The sequence below is a fragment of the Citrobacter sp. RHBSTW-00017 genome (assembly GCF_013797615.1).
GTDB lineage: Bacteria > Pseudomonadota > Gammaproteobacteria > Enterobacterales > Enterobacteriaceae > Citrobacter > Citrobacter braakii.
The window spans coordinates 4,513,809-4,531,205 of the sequence record NZ_CP056899.1; the positions used below are offsets into that span (position 1 = coordinate 4,513,809).

16 protein-coding genes and 1 pseudogene are annotated in these 17,397 nt (G+C 44.4%); 11 read left to right on the forward strand and 6 right to left on the reverse strand.

What is annotated here, in order from left to right; translation table 11 throughout:
• Nucleotides 1-24 precede the first annotated feature (24 nt).
• Together HV037_RS21765 and HV037_RS21770 are read left to right on the forward strand one after the other, a co-directional pair.
• The gene (locus HV037_RS21765; RefSeq protein WP_060617889.1) at nt 25-351 is read left to right on the forward strand and encodes a hypothetical protein; all 327 of its coding nucleotides are present in this window, start codon (nt 25-27) and stop codon (nt 349-351) included.
• A 62-nt stretch (nt 352-413) separates the two neighbouring features.
• Nucleotides 414-806 carry a hypothetical protein gene (locus tag HV037_RS21770; protein WP_060617890.1) on the forward strand — a complete coding sequence of 131 codons (393 nt, stop codon included), beginning with the start codon at nt 414-416 and terminating at the stop codon, nt 804-806.
• Between the two features lie 48 nt (nt 807-854).
• Here HV037_RS21770 and HV037_RS21775 read toward each other — a convergent pair whose 3' ends face one another.
• The 3 genes from HV037_RS21775 to HV037_RS21785 are packed head-to-tail and all read right to left on the reverse strand — an operon-like array spanning nt 855 to nt 3,077.
• The gene (locus tag HV037_RS21775) at nt 855-1,751 is read right to left on the reverse strand and encodes a GTPase (protein WP_181624248.1); all 897 of its coding nucleotides are present in this window, start codon (nt 1,749-1,751) and stop codon (nt 855-857) included.
• A complete protein-coding gene (locus tag HV037_RS21780; RefSeq protein WP_060617892.1) occupies nt 1,751-2,158 on the reverse strand; it encodes a hypothetical protein in 408 nt (135 codons plus the stop codon). Before HV037_RS21780 ends, HV037_RS21775 begins: the two co-directional genes overlap by 1 nt.
• Nucleotides 2,139-3,077, reverse strand: a complete 939-nt coding sequence (locus HV037_RS21785) for a WYL domain-containing transcriptional regulator (RefSeq protein ID WP_103283389.1) — start codon at nt 3,075-3,077, stop codon at nt 2,139-2,141. Before HV037_RS21785 ends, HV037_RS21780 begins: the two co-directional genes overlap by 20 nt.
• A 468-nt stretch (nt 3,078-3,545) precedes the next feature.
• On the opposite strand from HV037_RS21785, the pseudogene HV037_RS21790 reads away from it, so the two are divergent.
• The 4 genes and pseudogenes from HV037_RS21790 to HV037_RS21805 form a co-directional block, all read left to right on the forward strand.
• Nucleotides 3,546-3,701 (forward strand): annotated as a pseudogene (locus HV037_RS21790) (transposase); the annotation flags it as partial.
• Between the two features lie 275 nt (nt 3,702-3,976).
• Nucleotides 3,977-4,591 carry a hypothetical protein gene (locus HV037_RS21795; RefSeq protein ID WP_103283388.1) on the forward strand — a complete coding sequence of 205 codons (615 nt, stop codon included), beginning with the start codon at nt 3,977-3,979 and terminating at the stop codon, nt 4,589-4,591.
• Nucleotides 4,592-4,593: 2 nt separating this feature from the next.
• Complete coding sequence (locus HV037_RS21800) at nt 4,594-5,616, forward strand: Kiwa anti-phage protein KwaB-like domain-containing protein (protein ID WP_103283387.1); 1,023 nt, start codon at nt 4,594-4,596, stop codon at nt 5,614-5,616.
• Nucleotides 5,617-5,785: 169 nt separating this feature from the next.
• Entirely contained in the window at nt 5,786-6,691 is a 906-nt protein-coding gene (locus HV037_RS21805; protein WP_103283386.1) for a hypothetical protein, read from the forward strand.
• A 202-nt stretch (nt 6,692-6,893) separates the two neighbouring features.
• Here HV037_RS21805 and HV037_RS21810 read toward each other — a convergent pair whose 3' ends face one another.
• Both HV037_RS21810 and HV037_RS21815 read right to left on the reverse strand, forming a co-directional pair.
• On the reverse strand, nt 6,894-8,132 hold the full coding sequence (locus HV037_RS21810) for a type II restriction endonuclease (RefSeq protein ID WP_103283385.1): 1,239 nt from the start codon (nt 8,130-8,132) through the stop codon (nt 6,894-6,896).
• Between the two features lie 100 nt (nt 8,133-8,232).
• Nucleotides 8,233-9,672, reverse strand: a complete 1,440-nt coding sequence (locus HV037_RS21815) for a DNA cytosine methyltransferase (RefSeq protein WP_103283384.1) — start codon at nt 9,670-9,672, stop codon at nt 8,233-8,235.
• Nucleotides 9,673-10,414: 742 nt separating this feature from the next.
• On the opposite strand from HV037_RS21815, the gene HV037_RS21820 reads away from it, so the two are divergent.
• A complete protein-coding gene (locus tag HV037_RS21820; RefSeq protein WP_016154414.1) occupies nt 10,415-11,605 on the forward strand; it encodes an integrase arm-type DNA-binding domain-containing protein in 1,191 nt (396 codons plus the stop codon).
• 43 nt (nt 11,606-11,648) lie between these two features.
• Here HV037_RS21820 and HV037_RS24715 read toward each other — a convergent pair whose 3' ends face one another.
• Entirely contained in the window at nt 11,649-11,864 is a 216-nt protein-coding gene (locus tag HV037_RS24715) for a DeoR family transcriptional regulator (RefSeq protein WP_223822565.1), read from the reverse strand.
• 142 nt (nt 11,865-12,006) lie between these two features.
• Between HV037_RS24715 and HV037_RS21830 the strand changes: the two genes are divergently transcribed.
• From HV037_RS21830 to HV037_RS21845, 4 genes are all read left to right on the forward strand, one after another.
• Entirely contained in the window at nt 12,007-13,029 is a 1,023-nt protein-coding gene (locus HV037_RS21830) for an IS110 family transposase (RefSeq protein WP_032950067.1), read from the forward strand.
• Between the two features lie 568 nt (nt 13,030-13,597).
• Nucleotides 13,598-14,821 carry an ABC-three component system protein gene (locus tag HV037_RS21835; RefSeq protein WP_016154416.1) on the forward strand — a complete coding sequence of 408 codons (1,224 nt, stop codon included), beginning with the start codon at nt 13,598-13,600 and terminating at the stop codon, nt 14,819-14,821.
• The gene (locus tag HV037_RS21840; RefSeq protein WP_016154417.1) at nt 14,818-15,306 is read left to right on the forward strand and encodes a three component ABC system middle component; all 489 of its coding nucleotides are present in this window, start codon (nt 14,818-14,820) and stop codon (nt 15,304-15,306) included. The genes HV037_RS21835 and HV037_RS21840 overlap by 4 nt, the downstream gene beginning before the upstream one ends.
• Nucleotides 15,303-17,264, forward strand: coding sequence for a DUF3732 domain-containing protein (locus HV037_RS21845; protein WP_016154418.1), 1,962 nt, complete (start codon nt 15,303-15,305; stop codon nt 17,262-17,264). The genes HV037_RS21840 and HV037_RS21845 overlap by 4 nt, the downstream gene beginning before the upstream one ends.
• Nucleotides 17,265-17,397 lie beyond the last annotated feature (133 nt).

Below are 17,397 nucleotides of genomic sequence, written 5' to 3' on the forward strand. Positions count from 1 at the left end.
CCTGTTATTTAAGGAAAAAACATCATGAACAAGATTTTTACTGCGCTGTTTATCTCGCTCATCCCGCTTGTCAGCGCTCATGCCGGGCTGGTTCAGGTTGAAAACCGGGTGAGCTGTTATCTGGCTCTGGACGGCAATGAAGGGCTTATGAAGTCCAGTGGAAGTGATATCGCCTTTACCAAAAGCTGGTTGCACAACGAGCTGGCCCGCAACGGCGTTGACCAGGAATCCATTAATGAAAACTCTGACGCTCTGGAAAATGAGCTTCCCCGGGCTTACCAGAAGGCAGCTTTCGCGGATAAATGCGTCAGCTATTACAGCAATGCCGCCAACCGCAAAGGCGATGAATAGCCCATCAGCCTGACGTTATCAATAACTGAATTCAAACCTCTACATTCTTCACAGGTTAATTAATGAAAAACATCATTCTCACCACATTCATTCTGGCAGCATCTGCTTCAGCATCAGCCTCTCAAATCTCACTGGAAACGGCGGGCCGCTGCTATGAAGCCACCCGTCAGTCAACGCAAATGGCCATGCTGCTGGACCCGGATGCAAAGGAATACAAAAATATTGGCGACAACAACAAGGAGCTGTTTGGCACGCTTTCCGGCGGCGTGGGCGAAAAGGACTCGAAGAAAATACGTGATGCGTGGAAAGCCATTCTGGATAATGCAGGCATGGAAGGAAAAATGGCGAAATCAGACGGGTATCGTGCCATGAATATGTATCCGTACGATGTCATTATGCAGGAGGCCAACAAGTGTGTTCGACTGGCCCTGAAAAGCGGGCTGGTTAAACTGTAGCCCGGAGACGTTTAATGAGAAACGGGAGCATGACGCTCCCGCTTTCTGTTACCCGAACAACCAGCTCCAGGCTTTTTTTATTCCACTGACCACGGCTTTTTTGGTCGCTTTGACGACAATCGCCACCGGTTTTGGCAGCGAGTGTTCAATGATTTCATCAATCACCTTATCAACGGTGTCACCAAACCCTTCTGTCGCCACTTCAGTCACGGTTTGGGTTTTGTGCTCATCTTTGACCTGAGCGGCCACGCCACTTTGCGCGTGCTTTGGGAGCGCACGGACCATTGCTTCAACCAGATGGGTGACGTTATACCCCTCACTGGCCGCAACGGCGATCACCGGATGGTCAGTAAAACCAAACCGCTGGGTGATATAGGCCTCTTTATCAAGAATATTCTGCATCTGGGCCGGAGAAGGCCGGGCATGGGTCACATTCCACTCACGGAATGGCTCAATTTTATCGACCTGATTGAGCACAAACAGCGTTTTGGCTTCCCCGCCTGCGGGAAGCAGCACATTTTTGTAGAAATGCTCATCCGCAGAAAAGGCACGGTCATCACCTTTGATCACCCAGAGCACCAGATCCAGTTGCGGCAGCAGGTCACGATAGAGTTGCTCATATTCACTGTCACGCTCAGCACTTTCACCCACACCCGGAATATCAATCAGCAGGACGGAACGCGTGCCAAATTGGATGCGAATTTCCTGCGTTTCGCGGGTACAGGCTTCCACATCGCTGACCGCACAGACATCCCCCTTGAAAATGGCATTGCATAAGCTGGATTTACCGGCACCGGTTTTGCCCATGATACCAATAACCGGCTCATAGCTGATGACATCATTAATGCGGCGGTAAATGCTCTCCCGGATATTTTCAGGTAAAATTTCCAGTGCATCCTTGACTAAATCACGGCCTTTATCTTCTTTATTATTAAGCTGACTCATCACATGTCCTTTTTTAGTTTAATTAACTCGCATTCGTAATAAGTAATAATGACCTTCAGCAATGCATTAACCTTTGCCACATCCCGGCCCGTGGTGACTGCCCTGACGGCCCCGAATGCTGTTGGTTTTTGTCGGTCACTATTGGAAAAGGACATCGCGTCAAGTTGTTCATCAATACCGTGCATCAGCAGATGCCTGTCATCACCGGCATTAAAGCGACCACAGATATATTCCGCATGCTGTAACAGTGCCGCATTGTCCAGCTCAAAGGGTTTATCCAGCCAGTCCTTCAGTAACGCATTCTGCTCATTGTCATGGGCGCCCAGCAACCCACTCAGCAGGTCTGCGGCGATATTTTCGAAATAAGTTTCCGCAGCATCATCGGCATCATTCAGTATATTTATCATCGGGTTCCTCATCGTGAATACGGGTGTATTTATCAAGGGTGCAACGCACATCATCAATAATCTGATTGCGGATCGACACCGGCTGAATGACCTCAACCTCGGGCATCCAGTATTTGATCAGGGGAATAATCTGACCGGGGTGAGCCACACGGGAAATAATGAGCAAATCTCCCGTTGAGGTGGTGTGAATGATTTCCTGCCCGGGATACAGTGCCCGGCGGCGGAAATAAGGGGCCACTCTGGCGGAGACTGACACCAGAACCTCGGTAAGTTCATCGCCATACCAGATACTTTCCGCCTCCTCGATGCGCTGATGAACCTCCGGGTCCGGCATGAACGCTTTATTGCTGACCTGAATATCAGTCATCGCTGAAATGACAAAACTTTTCAGTGTGCCGCCATCCAGGGCCGCGAGATACCATATCCCTTTGTCACTGACCAAGCGGTAGGGTTCACTCTGGCTGAATGCCTTACCCTTATAGGTAAAGCTTATCCGCTTACCTGCGCGAATGGCCTCTGAAAGGGCATTCAGGGAAGACATAAATGCCCCACAGTTTTCATGAGGCCGGTTCTTGATCAGGAAGGGATTATTGTCAGTCTCCCCCAGCAGGAGATTCAGCAGGTGATCTTCCCAGCGGGGGAATAATCCTTCGATGCCGAAGATGCGGGTAAAGCGGCGCAGATCGGTGTTGCTGCGCTGGCCGAGAACACCTTTCGGCAGGCGGTAATACTTACCTTCCCGGATGAGCCCCAGATAGGCAAGGCGTTCAGTCAGGTCACGCCGGATGGTCTTCGTGCAGACATTAAACTCTTCCGCCAGTCCACTGACCGTCAGCGACTGACCGTTGTTCAGGCGTGTCAGGATCAGTCCAAGCCGACCGCCAAGCTTGTCGTGTTCTGGTTTCTCGGGTTTGTCCATTCCGGCATCCGTAATTCTGTCGCAGGAATGGCATTATCAGAAGGGTGATGGACGGGGTAAGTCCAGGTATAAGAGGAAAGGTCAAATTTAAAAAATAACTAATAATCAATAAGTTAATTATAATTTTGAAAGCCTGCATTTTTATGGACTCAACCTGTCCATGTGAGATTCAGAAGGCTTATGCTGGAATTGTGCAAAATTGGATAACTATCTTGATTTGGTAGGAAAACACCGTAGCATTCATTTATCATCCCTATAGGCAGAACATAGTTTCTGAGGGCGGTAGCGTGGTTTTGCCAATACAGGTACTTGTGTCGAACCATCACCGTCGTGGTTTATGCAACACCTCAAACGATAAAGCCATATGTTTTTACTGTTAGTAATCCAGTTCATGGCATACCTGTCTCTCCTGTGTTTGGCGTGCAGGGCATCCATGCATGATACGACGAGCCAAAAACGTCTTAATGGGGCCGTCCCTTGCGCTATTCTGACTGTGCCATTGCCACCGTCCTGATGCTTAAGCTCGTCTTCCACCTGACGCTGCGAGGTGCTCAGGGATTCATTGACTCCATATTTACATTAATGAAGCTCCCACTTCGTTACCTTGATTATTCCTGTGTCAGCATGTGGCCAATTTTTAAAGCACAACGAACTCACAACTCAATTACGCTATAATATTTAGAATAATGATAAATAATAAAATCAATGAAATAATTAAAATCATTAAAGTTAGCTAAAGTTAGACTCATGGAGAACACATGTATTTTCGGCTCAGTCATCATGACTGTACGGTAGGTTTGGGGGATGTTCATATGGCGTCATAAACGGACATCGCTGGGGTCACAAAATATTAGAAATGCTAAATATACACATATTCTATTGAGTAAGGAGGTATGGTAATGAGAGTAAATAAATTACATTTAGGAGCCAGGATTTCCTTATTTATTGTATCCTATCTCCCTCTCTTTTTTATCATGTGCTTTGTTCAACTGTATACCTATAGTGATTATTTAAACTGGAAAGGTATAAGCGTTGAATCAGTCACCATTTTTTTAAAATACTTTGGTGTTGTTAGTTTTCTAATTGCATTATCATTATTTGGTATCTTCGGTTTAAAAATCTTCTTAAATAATATAAAACGCCGATGCCAGACAAGCGGAAGAACAGTTAGAATCTTAGATATAGAAAATAAAAACAATGAATCAATAAGTTATCTTTTTACATATATCATACCATTTGTATTTCAAGATTTGTCTAAAATGTCTAATGTTGTCCCTATAGCTGTATTATTAACAGTTACTGCTTTGATATATATTAACTCCAGTATGATTCTCATAAACCCTACAATAAGTATAAGGTACACACTCTATCAAATAAACTATCTAGACATAGAGAGTGAAAAAAAACGCAGTGGAATGATTTTAACCAAATCAAAATATTTGGAAGAAGATGATCTTCTTGATATTGAAGACGTAGGTCCTAAACTTTTTTACGCTGAATCTCATAAGGTATAAAAATGTTAAAGCTTGAAGAATTGCTTGAATATGCAGAGCAACTAAAGGATGCTAAAAAAGCTAAAATCACTTTATATTTTGTCACCCGACATCTCAAAATTGGCATGAGTAAAGCGGCAAAAGTTACAGACAAATATGATTTTAAAGTAGTTAAAGCACCTATAGCTCCTGACATCGCTGACTTTTTTAAAAGTACGTTATCAAACCAAATCATTTCTCATGCGTCAAAAGATGATATTGAAATGAAAAATTACACTGTAATTGATGACGATATTGATAATAAAATTTATGCATATGCGATGAATAATGCCATTTCATTCTCCAAAATAATCAATGAAGACATCAAAAGTGACAAACCAAACGTCCTTACCTCTTTAGCCGAAATTCAGGAAGATTTGTGGGCATACTGTATTAAAGTTCAAAACGGTCTGGAACTCACCTACTCCTTCCGAAAAATAAGCAAAGGAAAAGTTACAACCAACGAGCCTCAAAATATTGGCCAGCGTGTATTTGCTCTATTTGACAAATCAGATAAAGAATTAAGAGCATTTGATGGTAGCGCTGTAAACTTTGATGACAAAATTGACTGCATATATATACAAAATCAATTCTATGTATTCCATAAAAAAAGCTTTGAATCTATTGTTGGACTCGATGCTGAATTTACAGAAGCTGCGCAAAAAACTCTTAATACGATTAAAGAATTTGACCTAGTTGACGGCTTAGATATTATTGAACAAGCTATTCTACATAAGCCATCCCTAAGAAAAACGCTTGCTCATATCGCTGAAAAAGGCAATCACACCACATTGAATAAGGATGAAGTACAATCAATGAATGGTGTGCTAAAAATGTTCCAAGATGAAGAATTCACCATCAATGATGAGGGAAAAATCGTCATTGAAGATGAAAGGCAGGGACGGAATTTTCTCCGGCTTCTCAATGACTATTATAAACAAGGTATGACTACGAAGAAATACTATGGTACCGACAGCGGTAACTTAATCAGCCCAGTGAAAAATTAGAACACTCAATAATACTCTTTTAAGGGTATTTCATTCTTACACGATAGGTTTGATTGCCAACCATATGTTTTTTACTGACTCTCCAACCAGTAGGATTGCGATCAATTTTAAAAAGAACAACGAACTTACAATCCAATTACGCTATAATATTTAGATTAGGAATTCCCCCATGACGGCAATTGCATGTTGGATTAATAGAGAAGAACATGAGAGTATTTGGGTGGTAAGTGACTCAAGAATTACACAACAAAACAGTACTCTAACTGATCATTGCCCAAAATTATTTTCAATCCCAGTTTCAGTCATCCGAAAATCTGACACATATCGAATTTATCCGCAAAAAATATTGGAGCTTGGCTTCGGTTTTGCGGGAAGTACAATGATAGGAATTAATGTAAAAGAAATGCTTGCAGTAGCACTTTCTAGATTACACGAAATAAGTGATAACACTCTAAGCCAACAAATTCCGCTAGAAACATACCCAAGCTTGTATGAAATCGCTTTATTAGCAAAAAGTATTGCTGAAAAATATATGATTGATGTTGGACAATTTTTCCCCAATGCAGTAAGGATAGAAATGGTGGTTTTTGGCTACTGCCGAAAAACACAAGCCTACAAAATTATAAAACTCAGCAATTCTAGTTCAACCCCAGCAAATCTCGGAATTGAAGATTGCCAAAATCTATCATCAGGAACACCTGTTTTATTAGGCGATCGCCAACAAGAGTTTGGCGAGTTTATTGAAACTACGAGACAACGATTTGAATTCGACACAATAAATTGGTGGCGAGCACCTTTTATAGCTTTAAATAACTGGATTAATCAAGGGTCTATAGATACAATTGGTGGTTATTTACAACTATCTCTGGCGAGCCCAATTAGTACAAAAATTTCATTCTTGACCAACATAAACACTAATGCCATCAGCATGAGTCATGCTGGAATTAACACTACTGAATCATTTGGAGCTACAATTGGCGGCTTTATCTTAATGCCAATGAATGGGATGTCACTTCCAGGTGAAAATGGTTGGGATTTCGGGAATCGTGTTGCCAGAGTTCCTGCTGAAAGATAAATCACTCGATAAAAGTAAAATAGTTCACGAATGTTCACATCCAACCCTTCGGCTAAAATTATCACTCCAAGGGTTGGCGATAGCCCAACTGTAGAGCGGAACCTACCTCTGATTGAAAGTTTATTCACTTAGTTGTATCTATATTATTGCTGGAATGGATAACAGCCATCACCAGTAAAATGCGTAACAAACTAACTTTTAATTATATTTGTGTCTGTCTAACTCGTTCAATAAATGACTGAAGCGTTACCAATTCGGTCCGAGCTTCAGGAGGATAAACACTAATCAGCGGTTCGGGTACCACTAATTGCAAATTATGATACTTCATTTCCTGAAGCTGGTTAGTGCTGATCCCCGGTTGCAAGGTGACTAGATATTTTTCCTTCAGACGTCCTGCTTCAGCCAACACCTGCCTCCAGCGATCCTTACAGGTAGTCTTGGCCGCAAGCATGAACAGAGAACTGACCGGATATGAAGGGTTATGATAGGCCGCAAAGCTGGGAAACAAAAAATCCGGTTTGGAGTTATTTTCCGTCACATTACCTTTCCCACCTTTTTCATAGTGAAGACCATTTTCAATAAGTACAACTTCCAGATGGTGTTCAAAGGCAAACCCAACCCGGCTTTTGCGCCGGTTATGGACACTGAGTGAATAACTGATAAATTCATCAACATCATCGTTATGCGGACCAAACCCGTTTCTGAGTCGCTCACGTACAATATGTCGTTCCAGCACCCTGAATAGCATTTCCTCTTCTGCCAGCCAGTCCATCAGCACCAGATCCGGATTCCCAGTTGAGATTTTTCCAACTCTTTCCCGGGCCAGAGTGGAAAATATACGGGATGAAGGAAATCCTTGCGGTGACAGTGCTAAAAGTTGCTCAAGAATCGCCTCATCCGCATCACCTTCCTGAGCAAAAATAATCCCCATTTCTTCCAAACAAATCTGCACCGTCACCAGCAGTGTACGAGCACTAAGCCCAGAAGAGTGGAATTTATTATCATTGCTTTTAGGCAGGCCAAACAGGTCACGCAACTGCCATTCAACCGGACTTCCATGCGGGCAAAAACATATCACCAGATCTTTATTCGGTCGAAGCGCTACCAGCATGAAGTCACCTTCGCTTAAACGTTCAGTCACAGCGTTATCGCGATAATAAAGCCGATATTCTGGGCCCCTGTGCGCTTTAGCAGAACGGGTATTGTACCAGGTGATCGTGGTATCAACACTGATGGGGGATTCCTCTGTATCGGTGAGCCAGAACATTTTACATTGCAGGTAGGTCTTTTTCCCTTCAACCATTGCCCCCAAAGCCTTACCAAAACCAACTTCAACCAGACCACCAATTTCATGCTGATGAGAACGTGAAGAGACAGCATCGACCGCCCTTAGTGTCTTAGCTGCAGCAAATTCAAAGTGCTCACTCAGTCTGATATCCATATCTCTCTCCGGCAGAATGTAGGGGGGCAACCCTAATTTATATGGGGACGTACAAGGAGGAAATCAAAAAGCGCCACACTGGGCGCTTTTATTGACGGTTTTAAACCACTTGGCTGAGTGAGTCACACTCCCGTTGCGAAACAGCCTTTTCAATGCGGGATTCAAGCAATCTGGCAACTGCAGCAAACACAGGCACTACAACCGAGTTACCGAACTGACGATAAGCCTGAGTATCAGAAACAGGAATGCGGAAAGTTACTTTTCCAGGTTGTTCAAACCCCATGATACGTGCGCATTCTCTCGGAGTCAGGCGACGGGGGCGACGGGCCATATTGCCAGCATCAAAAAAGTCTTGCTCACCCTTTTCATGATCCCAACCTTGGTCAACCAAGATCTCAGATCCATCTTTATGGTACCTAGCACTGAGCGTTCTACAAACAACAGATATATCGGATGAATTAACCAATCCATAGCCAAATCCATTACCTTTGGCTTGATGTTTTTTCGCGTATCGGTACAGATAATCCCATAATTTCGGAGTGAGGGTATATTTGTCATCTACGTTTGCATCTAGCAGATCTTTAAATGCGGGGCGTTGCGCCGGTATTTCCTTAACAATATCGCGTAAAGAAAAACCTTCTGCTAGGTTCAGATCACGGCGAAAACCTACCAACACAATACGTTCACGGTGCTGAGGGAGAAACTTTTTTCCATCAATAACTTTCGGATCATCAGAGCCCATGTCGCCAGCATCTGCCACGTCATATCCCAGTTCATCCAGTGTCTGCATGATAACGCGGAACGTTTTTCCTTTATCATGGCTCTTCAGATTCTTAACGTTTTCGAGTACGAAAATGGCAGGCTTTTTCGCCATAATGATACGCGCCACATCGAAAAACAGCGTTCCCTGCGTATCGCACTCAAATCCATGCTTTCGACCAAGAGAATTTTTCTTGCTTACCCCGGCCAAGCTGAAAGGTTGACAGGGAAATCCGGCCAGCAGGACATCATGATCAGGAATATGTTTATCAATACTGGCGTAAGCTTCTTCCTCGGTAATGTCCGCCTGATCACTCAGCGTGACATCTCGTATATCTGAGTTAAAGACGTGCTCATTCTCATCACAGTACCAGTTGGCCTTATAGGTTTTTACAGCAAACTCATTCCACTCACTGGTAAAAACACATTTTCCACCAATAGACTCGAAGCCACTGCGGATCCCACCGATTCCAGCAAAAAGGTCAATAAAACGAAATTTGCTTTGTGCATAATGTGCCGGAACTGATGGCAGCATACTGCGGAGCATTTTCACTTCAACTTCAACCAAACGTTTACTGGTGAGCTTACCATTCACCCAACGATTAATGGTTTCTCGTGACCAGTCACTGCCACTGACAGCCCGGAGCACCTCAGCAACAGCCTTCTGGTCATAAATCTCCAGGACTTTTTTTAGAAGACAAAGATCTTCTTCCTGCTTTAGTTTCTCGGTATCTCGGGACTGCTTTAAAAGCTCTTGGATGACCGGTTGTAATTCTTCCATTACCACTCCATCTGGGTTAAATGTGTGATTACTCTTCACTGATACAACCCTATCATAGCGGCATGTGTATGTATACAGTAAGTCTCTTACGTCAGCGTAGCTGGCTGCTCATGACAACCCGATGGGATATGGTCGGTTCGAATAGCAAGCGGGCGTGATCTTGACCCGCCCCCCAGACAGCAGAGATTGTACTTGACTGGGCTTAACTCACCGCAGGAACTGAAGAATCAAGACGATAACAGGGTACATGAATGCTACATGCTATTTTAAACGGAAAGGCCAGACACGTGAGTCTGCGGAATGAGGTCGAGTCGCAAAGCTGGCGCTCTGTGTTTCAGCGCTACAAGGATTTATTAACAGCCGCTTTTTGGGGAAGGGATCAAACCGTATGTATATTATTACTGAACTCTGCCCCCTTCCTGGGGGCTTTATTATCGGAATCAGCGGCGACTAGTCTGGGTCGATAGACTGTTAGTATCGAGGTAAAACGAGCCATACCTTATTACAGTGGTGACACGAGTTTTGAAAATCCCCGTGTCCTTGGTTCGATTCCGAGTCCGGGCACCACTTTCACTTCAATGTACGTCTCCCAAACATCACAAAACTCAAGTATAATCACTGCTATACGCCACTTTCCAACATTACGAACTCCACTGACCTCAACTCGATTCTCTCTAAATCAAGTTGCATCCGGGGGCTTTTCAGGGGGCTCTTTGTGTTCAATGAAAATTGAGGCCCCCATATGGCACTGACAGCCCGGCAGGTCGAGACCGCCAAGCCTAAAGAGAAGGACTATAAACTCTCTGACGAACGTGGCCTTTTTCTCCTGGTAACCACCACCGGAAAACGCTACTGGCGTATGAAATACCGTATCGCCGGTAAAGAGAAAAAGTTATCTATCGGTGTTTATCCTGAAATCTCTCTGGCTGACGCGCGTGTAAAACGCGATGAAGCCAGAAAAGTGATTGCTGATGGCGGCGATCCGAGTGAGAAAAAGCAGCTCGAAAAACTCGCCAAAAAAATATCCGTCGTAAATACCTTCAGGGCACTCGCCATGGAGTGGCATAAGCATAAGTGTATCTCATGGTCGGAAAGCTACGCAGAAAGCGTTCAGGAGGCGCTGGAGAAGGATATTTTCCCGTATGTGGGCAAACGCCCTGTCGCTGAGATCCTGCCTCTGGAGATGCTGGAAGTTTTACGGCTGATTGAAAAACGCGGTTCGCTGGAAAAATTACGTAAGGTCCGGCAGTACTGCAATCAGATCTTCCGTTACGCCATAGCAACAGGGCGTGCGACGATTAATCCAGCTGCGGAACTGACCGGTACTCTGACCGCACCAAAGACCGAGCACTTCCCTCACCTACAGGCATCCGAGTTACCCGCGTTCCTTGCCAGTCTGGCTAATTACCATGGCAGTTGCATTACGCGTATGGCAACCAGTCTGCTGCTACTGACGGGGGTTCGTACGATTGAACTTCGCGCTGCAGAATGGCAAGAGTTTGATCTGGAGAATGCATTGTGGACAATCCCCGAAAGCCGGATGAAAAAGCGCCGCAAACATCTGGTGCCTTTGTCAGACCAGGTTCTGTCGATCCTGCTGGAACTCCGCACTTATACCGGTCAGTATCAACTCGTGTTTCCAGGGCGCTGCAACATCAACAAACCGATGAGTGAAGCCAGTATCAACATGGTTATCAAACGTATCGGCTACGATGGTAAAGCTACCGGACACGGCTTTCGCCACACTATGAGCACCATTTTGCATGAGCAGGGGTTTAATACAGTCTGGATCGAGATGCAGCTCGCTCACGTGGATAAAAACAGCATTCGCGGCACATATAACCATGCACAGTATCTGGATGGAAGACGAGAAATGATGCAGTGGTACGCTGATTATATTGACAATCTTCTCAGTTCATCGACAAAAAGTTAGTGGTTGTTCACCCGCACCTGAAGGTGCGGGGAACGTAATTCTTTTATTTTTTGTTTGTTCTATAACCTTCTGGCATATTTACCGCGCTGTATGGACTTAAACGTGAAGCGATCCAGTACTGCTTTCCCTGTCGGAGCAAGTTCAGGTAAGCAAGACGTTCGGTCAGATCACGCCGTATTGTTTTTTCGCAAATGCTAAATTCGTCAGCAAGGCTCCTGACGGTCAGTGACTCGCCATTGTTGAGGCGGGTTGACCTGATCCCCGTTGATTAATACACCGCGATGTTTGTAATGTCTTCATCAGCAACGTAAGCGATGAGATGGTCTACCCCCTCCTTCACGGCGACTCTCAATACCGTCATGATGGTGGTAATTCAATCAGCGTTGAAAGGGTGAGAAACCATGTCAAGGCTGAACATTATTGGAATTGATCTTGCGAAAACAAATTTTTATCTTTTCAGCCTTTCACCGGAAGGGAAGCCTGGTGGAAGGATTAAGCTCTCTCGTGAAAAGTTGATTGGCTGGTTTACGACACAGTCCAGGATGATTGTCGCCATGGAGGCATGTGGTGCTTCTCATCACTGGGCCAGAGAAATTCAAAAGACGGGGCATGATGTTGTGATGCTACCCGCTCAGCACGTCAGGGCTTATCAGCGTCGCCAGAAAAACGACTATAACGATGCTCAGGCCATTGCCGAAGCCTGCTGGCACGGAACAATTCGCCCAGTTCCGGTAAAAACGCTATCTCAGCAGGATGAACAAACCTTTTTAAAAATGCGACGACTTGTTTCTGAAGAAAGAACGCAGTTAATCAACCATATCAGAGGGTTAATGGCAGAGTATGGTATTGTTTTGCGTAAAGGCGCAACTGAGCTTCGACGTAAATTACCCGAGTTGCTTGAAGATGCAGAGAATGGATTTACGCCCCAGATGCGTGAACTGTTACAACGGCAATATCAGCGGCTGGCGGCTCTGGATGATGAACTCATATGGTATGACAACCGACAGCGAAAAAATGCCGCCGGGGATTCAGTATGCCAGCGCCTACTTTCTATTCCGGGTTTTGGTCCACTGGTTAGTCTGGCAGTGAAAAGCTGGATGGGTGATGGAAAACAGTTTAAAAGAGGTCGGGATGCTTCAGCGGCTCTTGGGTTGGTTCCACGACAATTCAGCACAGGGGGGCAACAGGTTCTTCTGGGGATCACCAAATGTGGAAACAGCTACGTCAGATCAATGCTGATACATGGTGCCCGAGCTGTTTTGTTCAGATCCGCAGGCAAAACGGATCAACTTAGCTCATGGGTTAACCTGGTCCGGGAGAAACGAGGATTTAACAGGGCAGTCGTCGCCCTGGCAAATAAGTTAATTCGTATTGCCTGGGTTATTATCACTCGTAATGAAGTTTACCGGGTTTCGGTAGCATGAAATAAGAAGTTGAAACAGGGTAATTTATACCGTTAACTCCAGCATTGCGTAGAAAGCAGAAACGATGAAAAACAGGTCAAACCTGCATATCGAAAACCTGGGATCGGGGCTTGGCCAGAATTAATCAAGGCCGTGTAAGCGTTAAGGACGATATGCGCGAATGTTTCATCAAGGCCAGAAGCAGTAGCTTCATCAACAGGCCGAATATACGAAAGCAAACCTGTTACTTTCATTGTCACTGCGTTCTTGCAATACGGGGGAAGACCATATAGGTCCCCCTATTAAGAAGCGTTTTTACAACAAAAACCTTCACATGACCGAACGCCGTTTTCCATTCAGGTTACAAAGTGCCTCATCAGCACGATAAACCTCGGCACGGAAGGCTATTCACTTCACATTTAGCATTCTCAAGTACTTACTTTTTCTATTCACGCAGGAAACACAGTGGTATTGTTTTAAGCTAATATCGATGATGTGATACGTACCACCAAACATTGGATGGTAACTTGTTGCTTTCATGAGCCATTTTTCCGTACAGCTGAAAGCGCAATCGACGCAGGGACTTAAAATGACCGGAGTATCTAGCGATCAATACGCTGCTGGTGAACAGGGCTTAGGGTATATCTATCAGCCTCGTTTTGCGCTACTTAAGCTTCTTCAGTGGCCAGAAGATACATCTGTTTTGATCGAAAAAGATGATGACCTAGACTTCGTTAGTTTTGATGGTGTCAAAACACTGGCATCGCTCAAACACAAAGGGGATGGGGATACTCTAACCGACCTGTCTACCGATTTTTGGAAGTCAGTCCGCATCTGGCTTGACCGCTATAATCGTGATGGTAAAACCGAAGCAAATCTTCGTTTCTTTTTGTTTACGACCGGATCTATCTCAAACTCCTCGTTCCTGCAACACTTCTTAGTCGAACCGCCAACAAAAGACGATAATTCAGTATCAATAACTCAACTCACCAACACAGCTCTGGCTAGAAGCAAGTCAAAACTGATCACGGCAATAGCCGATGAGTTCAATAAACTGACTGATGAGCAAAAAGATGACTTCTTATCACGGATAATCATATTTGATGGCGGGCCTCGCATTGAAGACCTCCCAACAATTATCAAAAATCAACACATGCGTATCATTAGACGCGATAACCGAGACGCTATTTTTGAACGACTTGAAGGGTGGTGGAATAACACGATAGTCGATCTGCTAACAGGGAAACGTAAAGAGGCGATTTTTGGTTATGAGATTTCCGACAAACTTGCAGCATTTTCTGAAGAGTACAAATCGGACAATCTGCCGATTACGTTCAGAGGAAAAATTCCCGTTGGAGAAATCGATGCGATGAATGATCCCAGGCTCTTTGTTGTGCAACTCCGTGAAATAGGGGTTTCCTCTAATCGTATCCGAAACGCTATTCTCGACTACTACCGAGCATTTGAGCAGCGTTCTTCATGGGCGCGTGAAAACCTTTTGGTAACAGGAGAGATGGAAGATTATGAAGACCGCCTTGTTGATGAATGGAGTCGCTATAAAGACGTAGTTTTTGAAGAATTAGATGAAAATTCAGCTGACGAAGTACTTATTACTGCGGGAAAAGCATTGTATCAATGGGCCGATCTTGAAAGTGGTAATATTCACTCATTGCGAATCCGAGAACGAGTGACTGAGCCTTATGTAGTTCGAGGAGGATTTCACATCCTTGCGAACAGTAGACCACTACCCAAAATTTTCTGGCATCCCCACTTCCTAAATAGAATTGGGCAATTGTTGGGAGCCCAAGCATGAAGCAATGGGATCAGCGTCCATTCGAGATAAGGAATCTTTTCAATCCTGCATTTTGTGGTGTTGTACTATTCAGAGCAATGCAGAGCTACGAAGAGGAAAACTCACAGGGCATGCCATTTTCTCTCGCTCTTTTAGTTTTACCATTATGTCTGCAAAAAGATTCTCGCCAAGTGTTTGCTGAAAATCCTCGCCGCTACCTTTTGAAAACTATAGAAAACAATCCCAAATTACTCATTAATTTTGCTAACCGCGTCAATAATATGCTGCCATTTACGCTTGAAGCTTTTGGAGTGCTCATGGAACGAGGATGTTTTGTCGTAACGCAAGACGGCCGATTGAAAACAATACCTAATAAAGTTCGCAAATCGGTCATAGGGACTGAAGAATCAATCTCATGCCAGCGTGTCGCGCGCTATATAGGAAAAGAATTTGCCCGTATTGCAGATCGCGTTACGGTGTACACGACCTTTGGAATACGCCCATGAAAATTAAGTCGATTCATGTCTACAGCCATGATGGCCAACGTCGGGACCTGCAATTTAAGGTTAATGGTTTAAATGTCATTACTGGCCGTTCCTCAACCGGTAAATCAGCTCTTTCTGAGATCATTGAATACTGTATGGGTCGATCTACTTTTAACGTACCAGAAGGTATTATTCGCGATAAAGTGTCATGGTTCGCAGTCATTTATCAATTTTCACAGGAACAAGTACTAATCGCGAAACCAACACCAAATGCAGGAGCCACAAGCTGTGGCACCGTTATGCTGCGACGAGGAAATGAACTGACCGCACCAAATTTCAAAGACCTCTCGGTTAACACCGATGATGATTCTGTAGTCGCACTGTTGTCACGATTACTTGGCATCCGCGAGAACCGTACAGACGTGGCAATTGGGCACAGCAGAGAAAGCTTTGAAGCAAACATCAAGCATACTTTTTATTACCTTTTCCAAAAGCAGGGCCTTGTAGCAAATAAAGATCAACTTTTTTATCGACAAAATGAGGCATTTCAGCCACAAGCTATTCGCGACACATTACCGATTCTTTTAGGTATTTCATCAAATGATCGCTATGAACTTGAGGCCAAACTCCGAACAGCACAACGAGATCTGAAAATCAACGCCAAACGTCTTGAACAAGCTCGCGATACAATCGATACATCACTGCTAAAAGGTTCTGGGCTTTTATCTGAAGCCAGAGCCGTGGGTATCATCACACAAGACAAAGAGAGAATCGGAACTGACGAAGTAATTGATGTTTTGCGTTCTGCAATGCAATGGATTCCGTCCCCCCTACCTGAAGACGATGGACATAGAATATCCATTCTTGAAAATGAAATTGCTGGTTTACGACAAGACAGACGTCAGACCCAGTCCCGAATTGATTCTGCTCGGATGTATGCCAAGCAATCAGGTAATTTTGAAAACGAAGTTTTAGAGCAGCAAGACCGATTATCTTCTATCAAGGCTCTACCGAAAAATCCGGAAACTGGTGAATGGCAATGGCCATTCTGTGAAGCAAATTTAGCACTGGAATCTCCAATTGCTAAAGCACTCCTGAGCGAACTAACAACTCTCGACGCTGAAATGAGCATTGTGGCTGGCCAACGCCCTAAAATGGATGTTTATCTTACTGAACTAGAAGATGAGGTTCAGACCATTGTAAGTTCGATAAGAGCCAAAGAAGTGGAGCTTGCTGCGGCAATCGCGGCAAACGAAGTTATTGAGCAATTAGGCACACGCAATAATGCTGCGGCAAGAGTAATTGGTCGTATAAGTTTGTTCCTTGAAGACCTTGTACCTAACTCAGAACTGGCCACATATGAAGCAGAAAATCGTCGTCTAAAGCTCAAAGTCGAAGACCTACAAAGGAAATTTGGAGCTGATAGCAGCCATGAAAGACTCATATCTATTCTGAATAACATTTCGTCACAGATTACACGCTACATCCAGGCTTTTGATGCAGAATTTCAGGGGCTCCCTGCACGGTTTGATCTAAGCCAAATGACTATTATCTTTGATCGTACAGATCGTCCGGTACCAATGAGTCGAACTGGCGGTGGCGAAAATCATCTCGCTTATCACCTGTCTGCCTTGTTAGCCCTTCATCTCTTTGCTTCAAAGAACAATTGCCCCATTCCTCAGTTTCTTTTAATTGATCAGCCTACCCAAGTTTATTTCCCTTCTGAAAAAATTTACCAGGAAGCTGATGGTACTGTTCAGAAAACGGAAGCTGATGCTGACTTAGCAGCAGTACGTAGACTGTTTGCGTTACTGCTGAAGTTTACACAAGAAGAAGTCCCAGGCTTCCAGCTTATCGTGACAGAGCACGCAAATCTTCGCGACCAGTGGTTCCAGGATGCTTTAACCGAGCTTCCCTGGACCAAGCCCCCTGCCCTGGTACCAGAAGACTGGCCTTTACCGTCAGAATTACCAAATTAAGCACGAGTTTTGAAAATCCCCGCATCTTTGGTTCGATTGCGAGTCTTGCACCAAATTCATATCAACGGACCTCCATGGTGGTCCGTTTTTGCATTCTAAGCCCGCCGAAATCAACACTTCTACAATACCTTAA

What these genes read in the sequence shown, in the direction of transcription:
- HV037_RS21765 (WP_060617889.1), top strand. Translation starts at nt 25, where the DNA reads ATGAACAAGATTTTTACTGCGCTGTTTATCTCGCTCATCCCGCTTGTC.
- HV037_RS21770 (WP_060617890.1), top strand. Translation starts at nt 414, where the DNA reads ATGAAAAACATCATTCTCACCACATTCATTCTGGCAGCATCTGCTTCA.
- HV037_RS21775 (WP_181624248.1), bottom strand. Translation starts at nt 1,751, where the DNA reads ATGAGTCAGCTTAATAATAAAGAAGATAAAGGCCGTGATTTAGTCAAG.
- HV037_RS21780 (WP_060617892.1), bottom strand. Translation starts at nt 2,158, where the DNA reads ATGATAAATATACTGAATGATGCCGATGATGCTGCGGAAACTTATTTC.
- HV037_RS21785 (WP_103283389.1), bottom strand. Translation starts at nt 3,077, where the DNA reads ATGGACAAACCCGAGAAACCAGAACACGACAAGCTTGGCGGTCGGCTT.
- HV037_RS21795 (WP_103283388.1), top strand. Translation starts at nt 3,977, where the DNA reads ATGAGAGTAAATAAATTACATTTAGGAGCCAGGATTTCCTTATTTATT.
- HV037_RS21800 (WP_103283387.1), top strand. Translation starts at nt 4,594, where the DNA reads ATGTTAAAGCTTGAAGAATTGCTTGAATATGCAGAGCAACTAAAGGAT.
- HV037_RS21805 (WP_103283386.1), top strand. Translation starts at nt 5,786, where the DNA reads ATGACGGCAATTGCATGTTGGATTAATAGAGAAGAACATGAGAGTATT.
- HV037_RS21810 (WP_103283385.1), bottom strand. Translation starts at nt 8,132, where the DNA reads ATGGATATCAGACTGAGTGAGCACTTTGAATTTGCTGCAGCTAAGACA.
- HV037_RS21815 (WP_103283384.1), bottom strand. Translation starts at nt 9,672, where the DNA reads ATGGAAGAATTACAACCGGTCATCCAAGAGCTTTTAAAGCAGTCCCGA.
- HV037_RS21820 (WP_016154414.1), top strand. Translation starts at nt 10,415, where the DNA reads ATGGCACTGACAGCCCGGCAGGTCGAGACCGCCAAGCCTAAAGAGAAG.
- HV037_RS21830 (WP_032950067.1), top strand. Translation starts at nt 12,007, where the DNA reads ATGTCAAGGCTGAACATTATTGGAATTGATCTTGCGAAAACAAATTTT.
- HV037_RS21835 (WP_016154416.1), top strand. Translation starts at nt 13,598, where the DNA reads ATGACCGGAGTATCTAGCGATCAATACGCTGCTGGTGAACAGGGCTTA.
- HV037_RS21840 (WP_016154417.1), top strand. Translation starts at nt 14,818, where the DNA reads ATGAAGCAATGGGATCAGCGTCCATTCGAGATAAGGAATCTTTTCAAT.
- HV037_RS21845 (WP_016154418.1), top strand. Translation starts at nt 15,303, where the DNA reads ATGAAAATTAAGTCGATTCATGTCTACAGCCATGATGGCCAACGTCGG.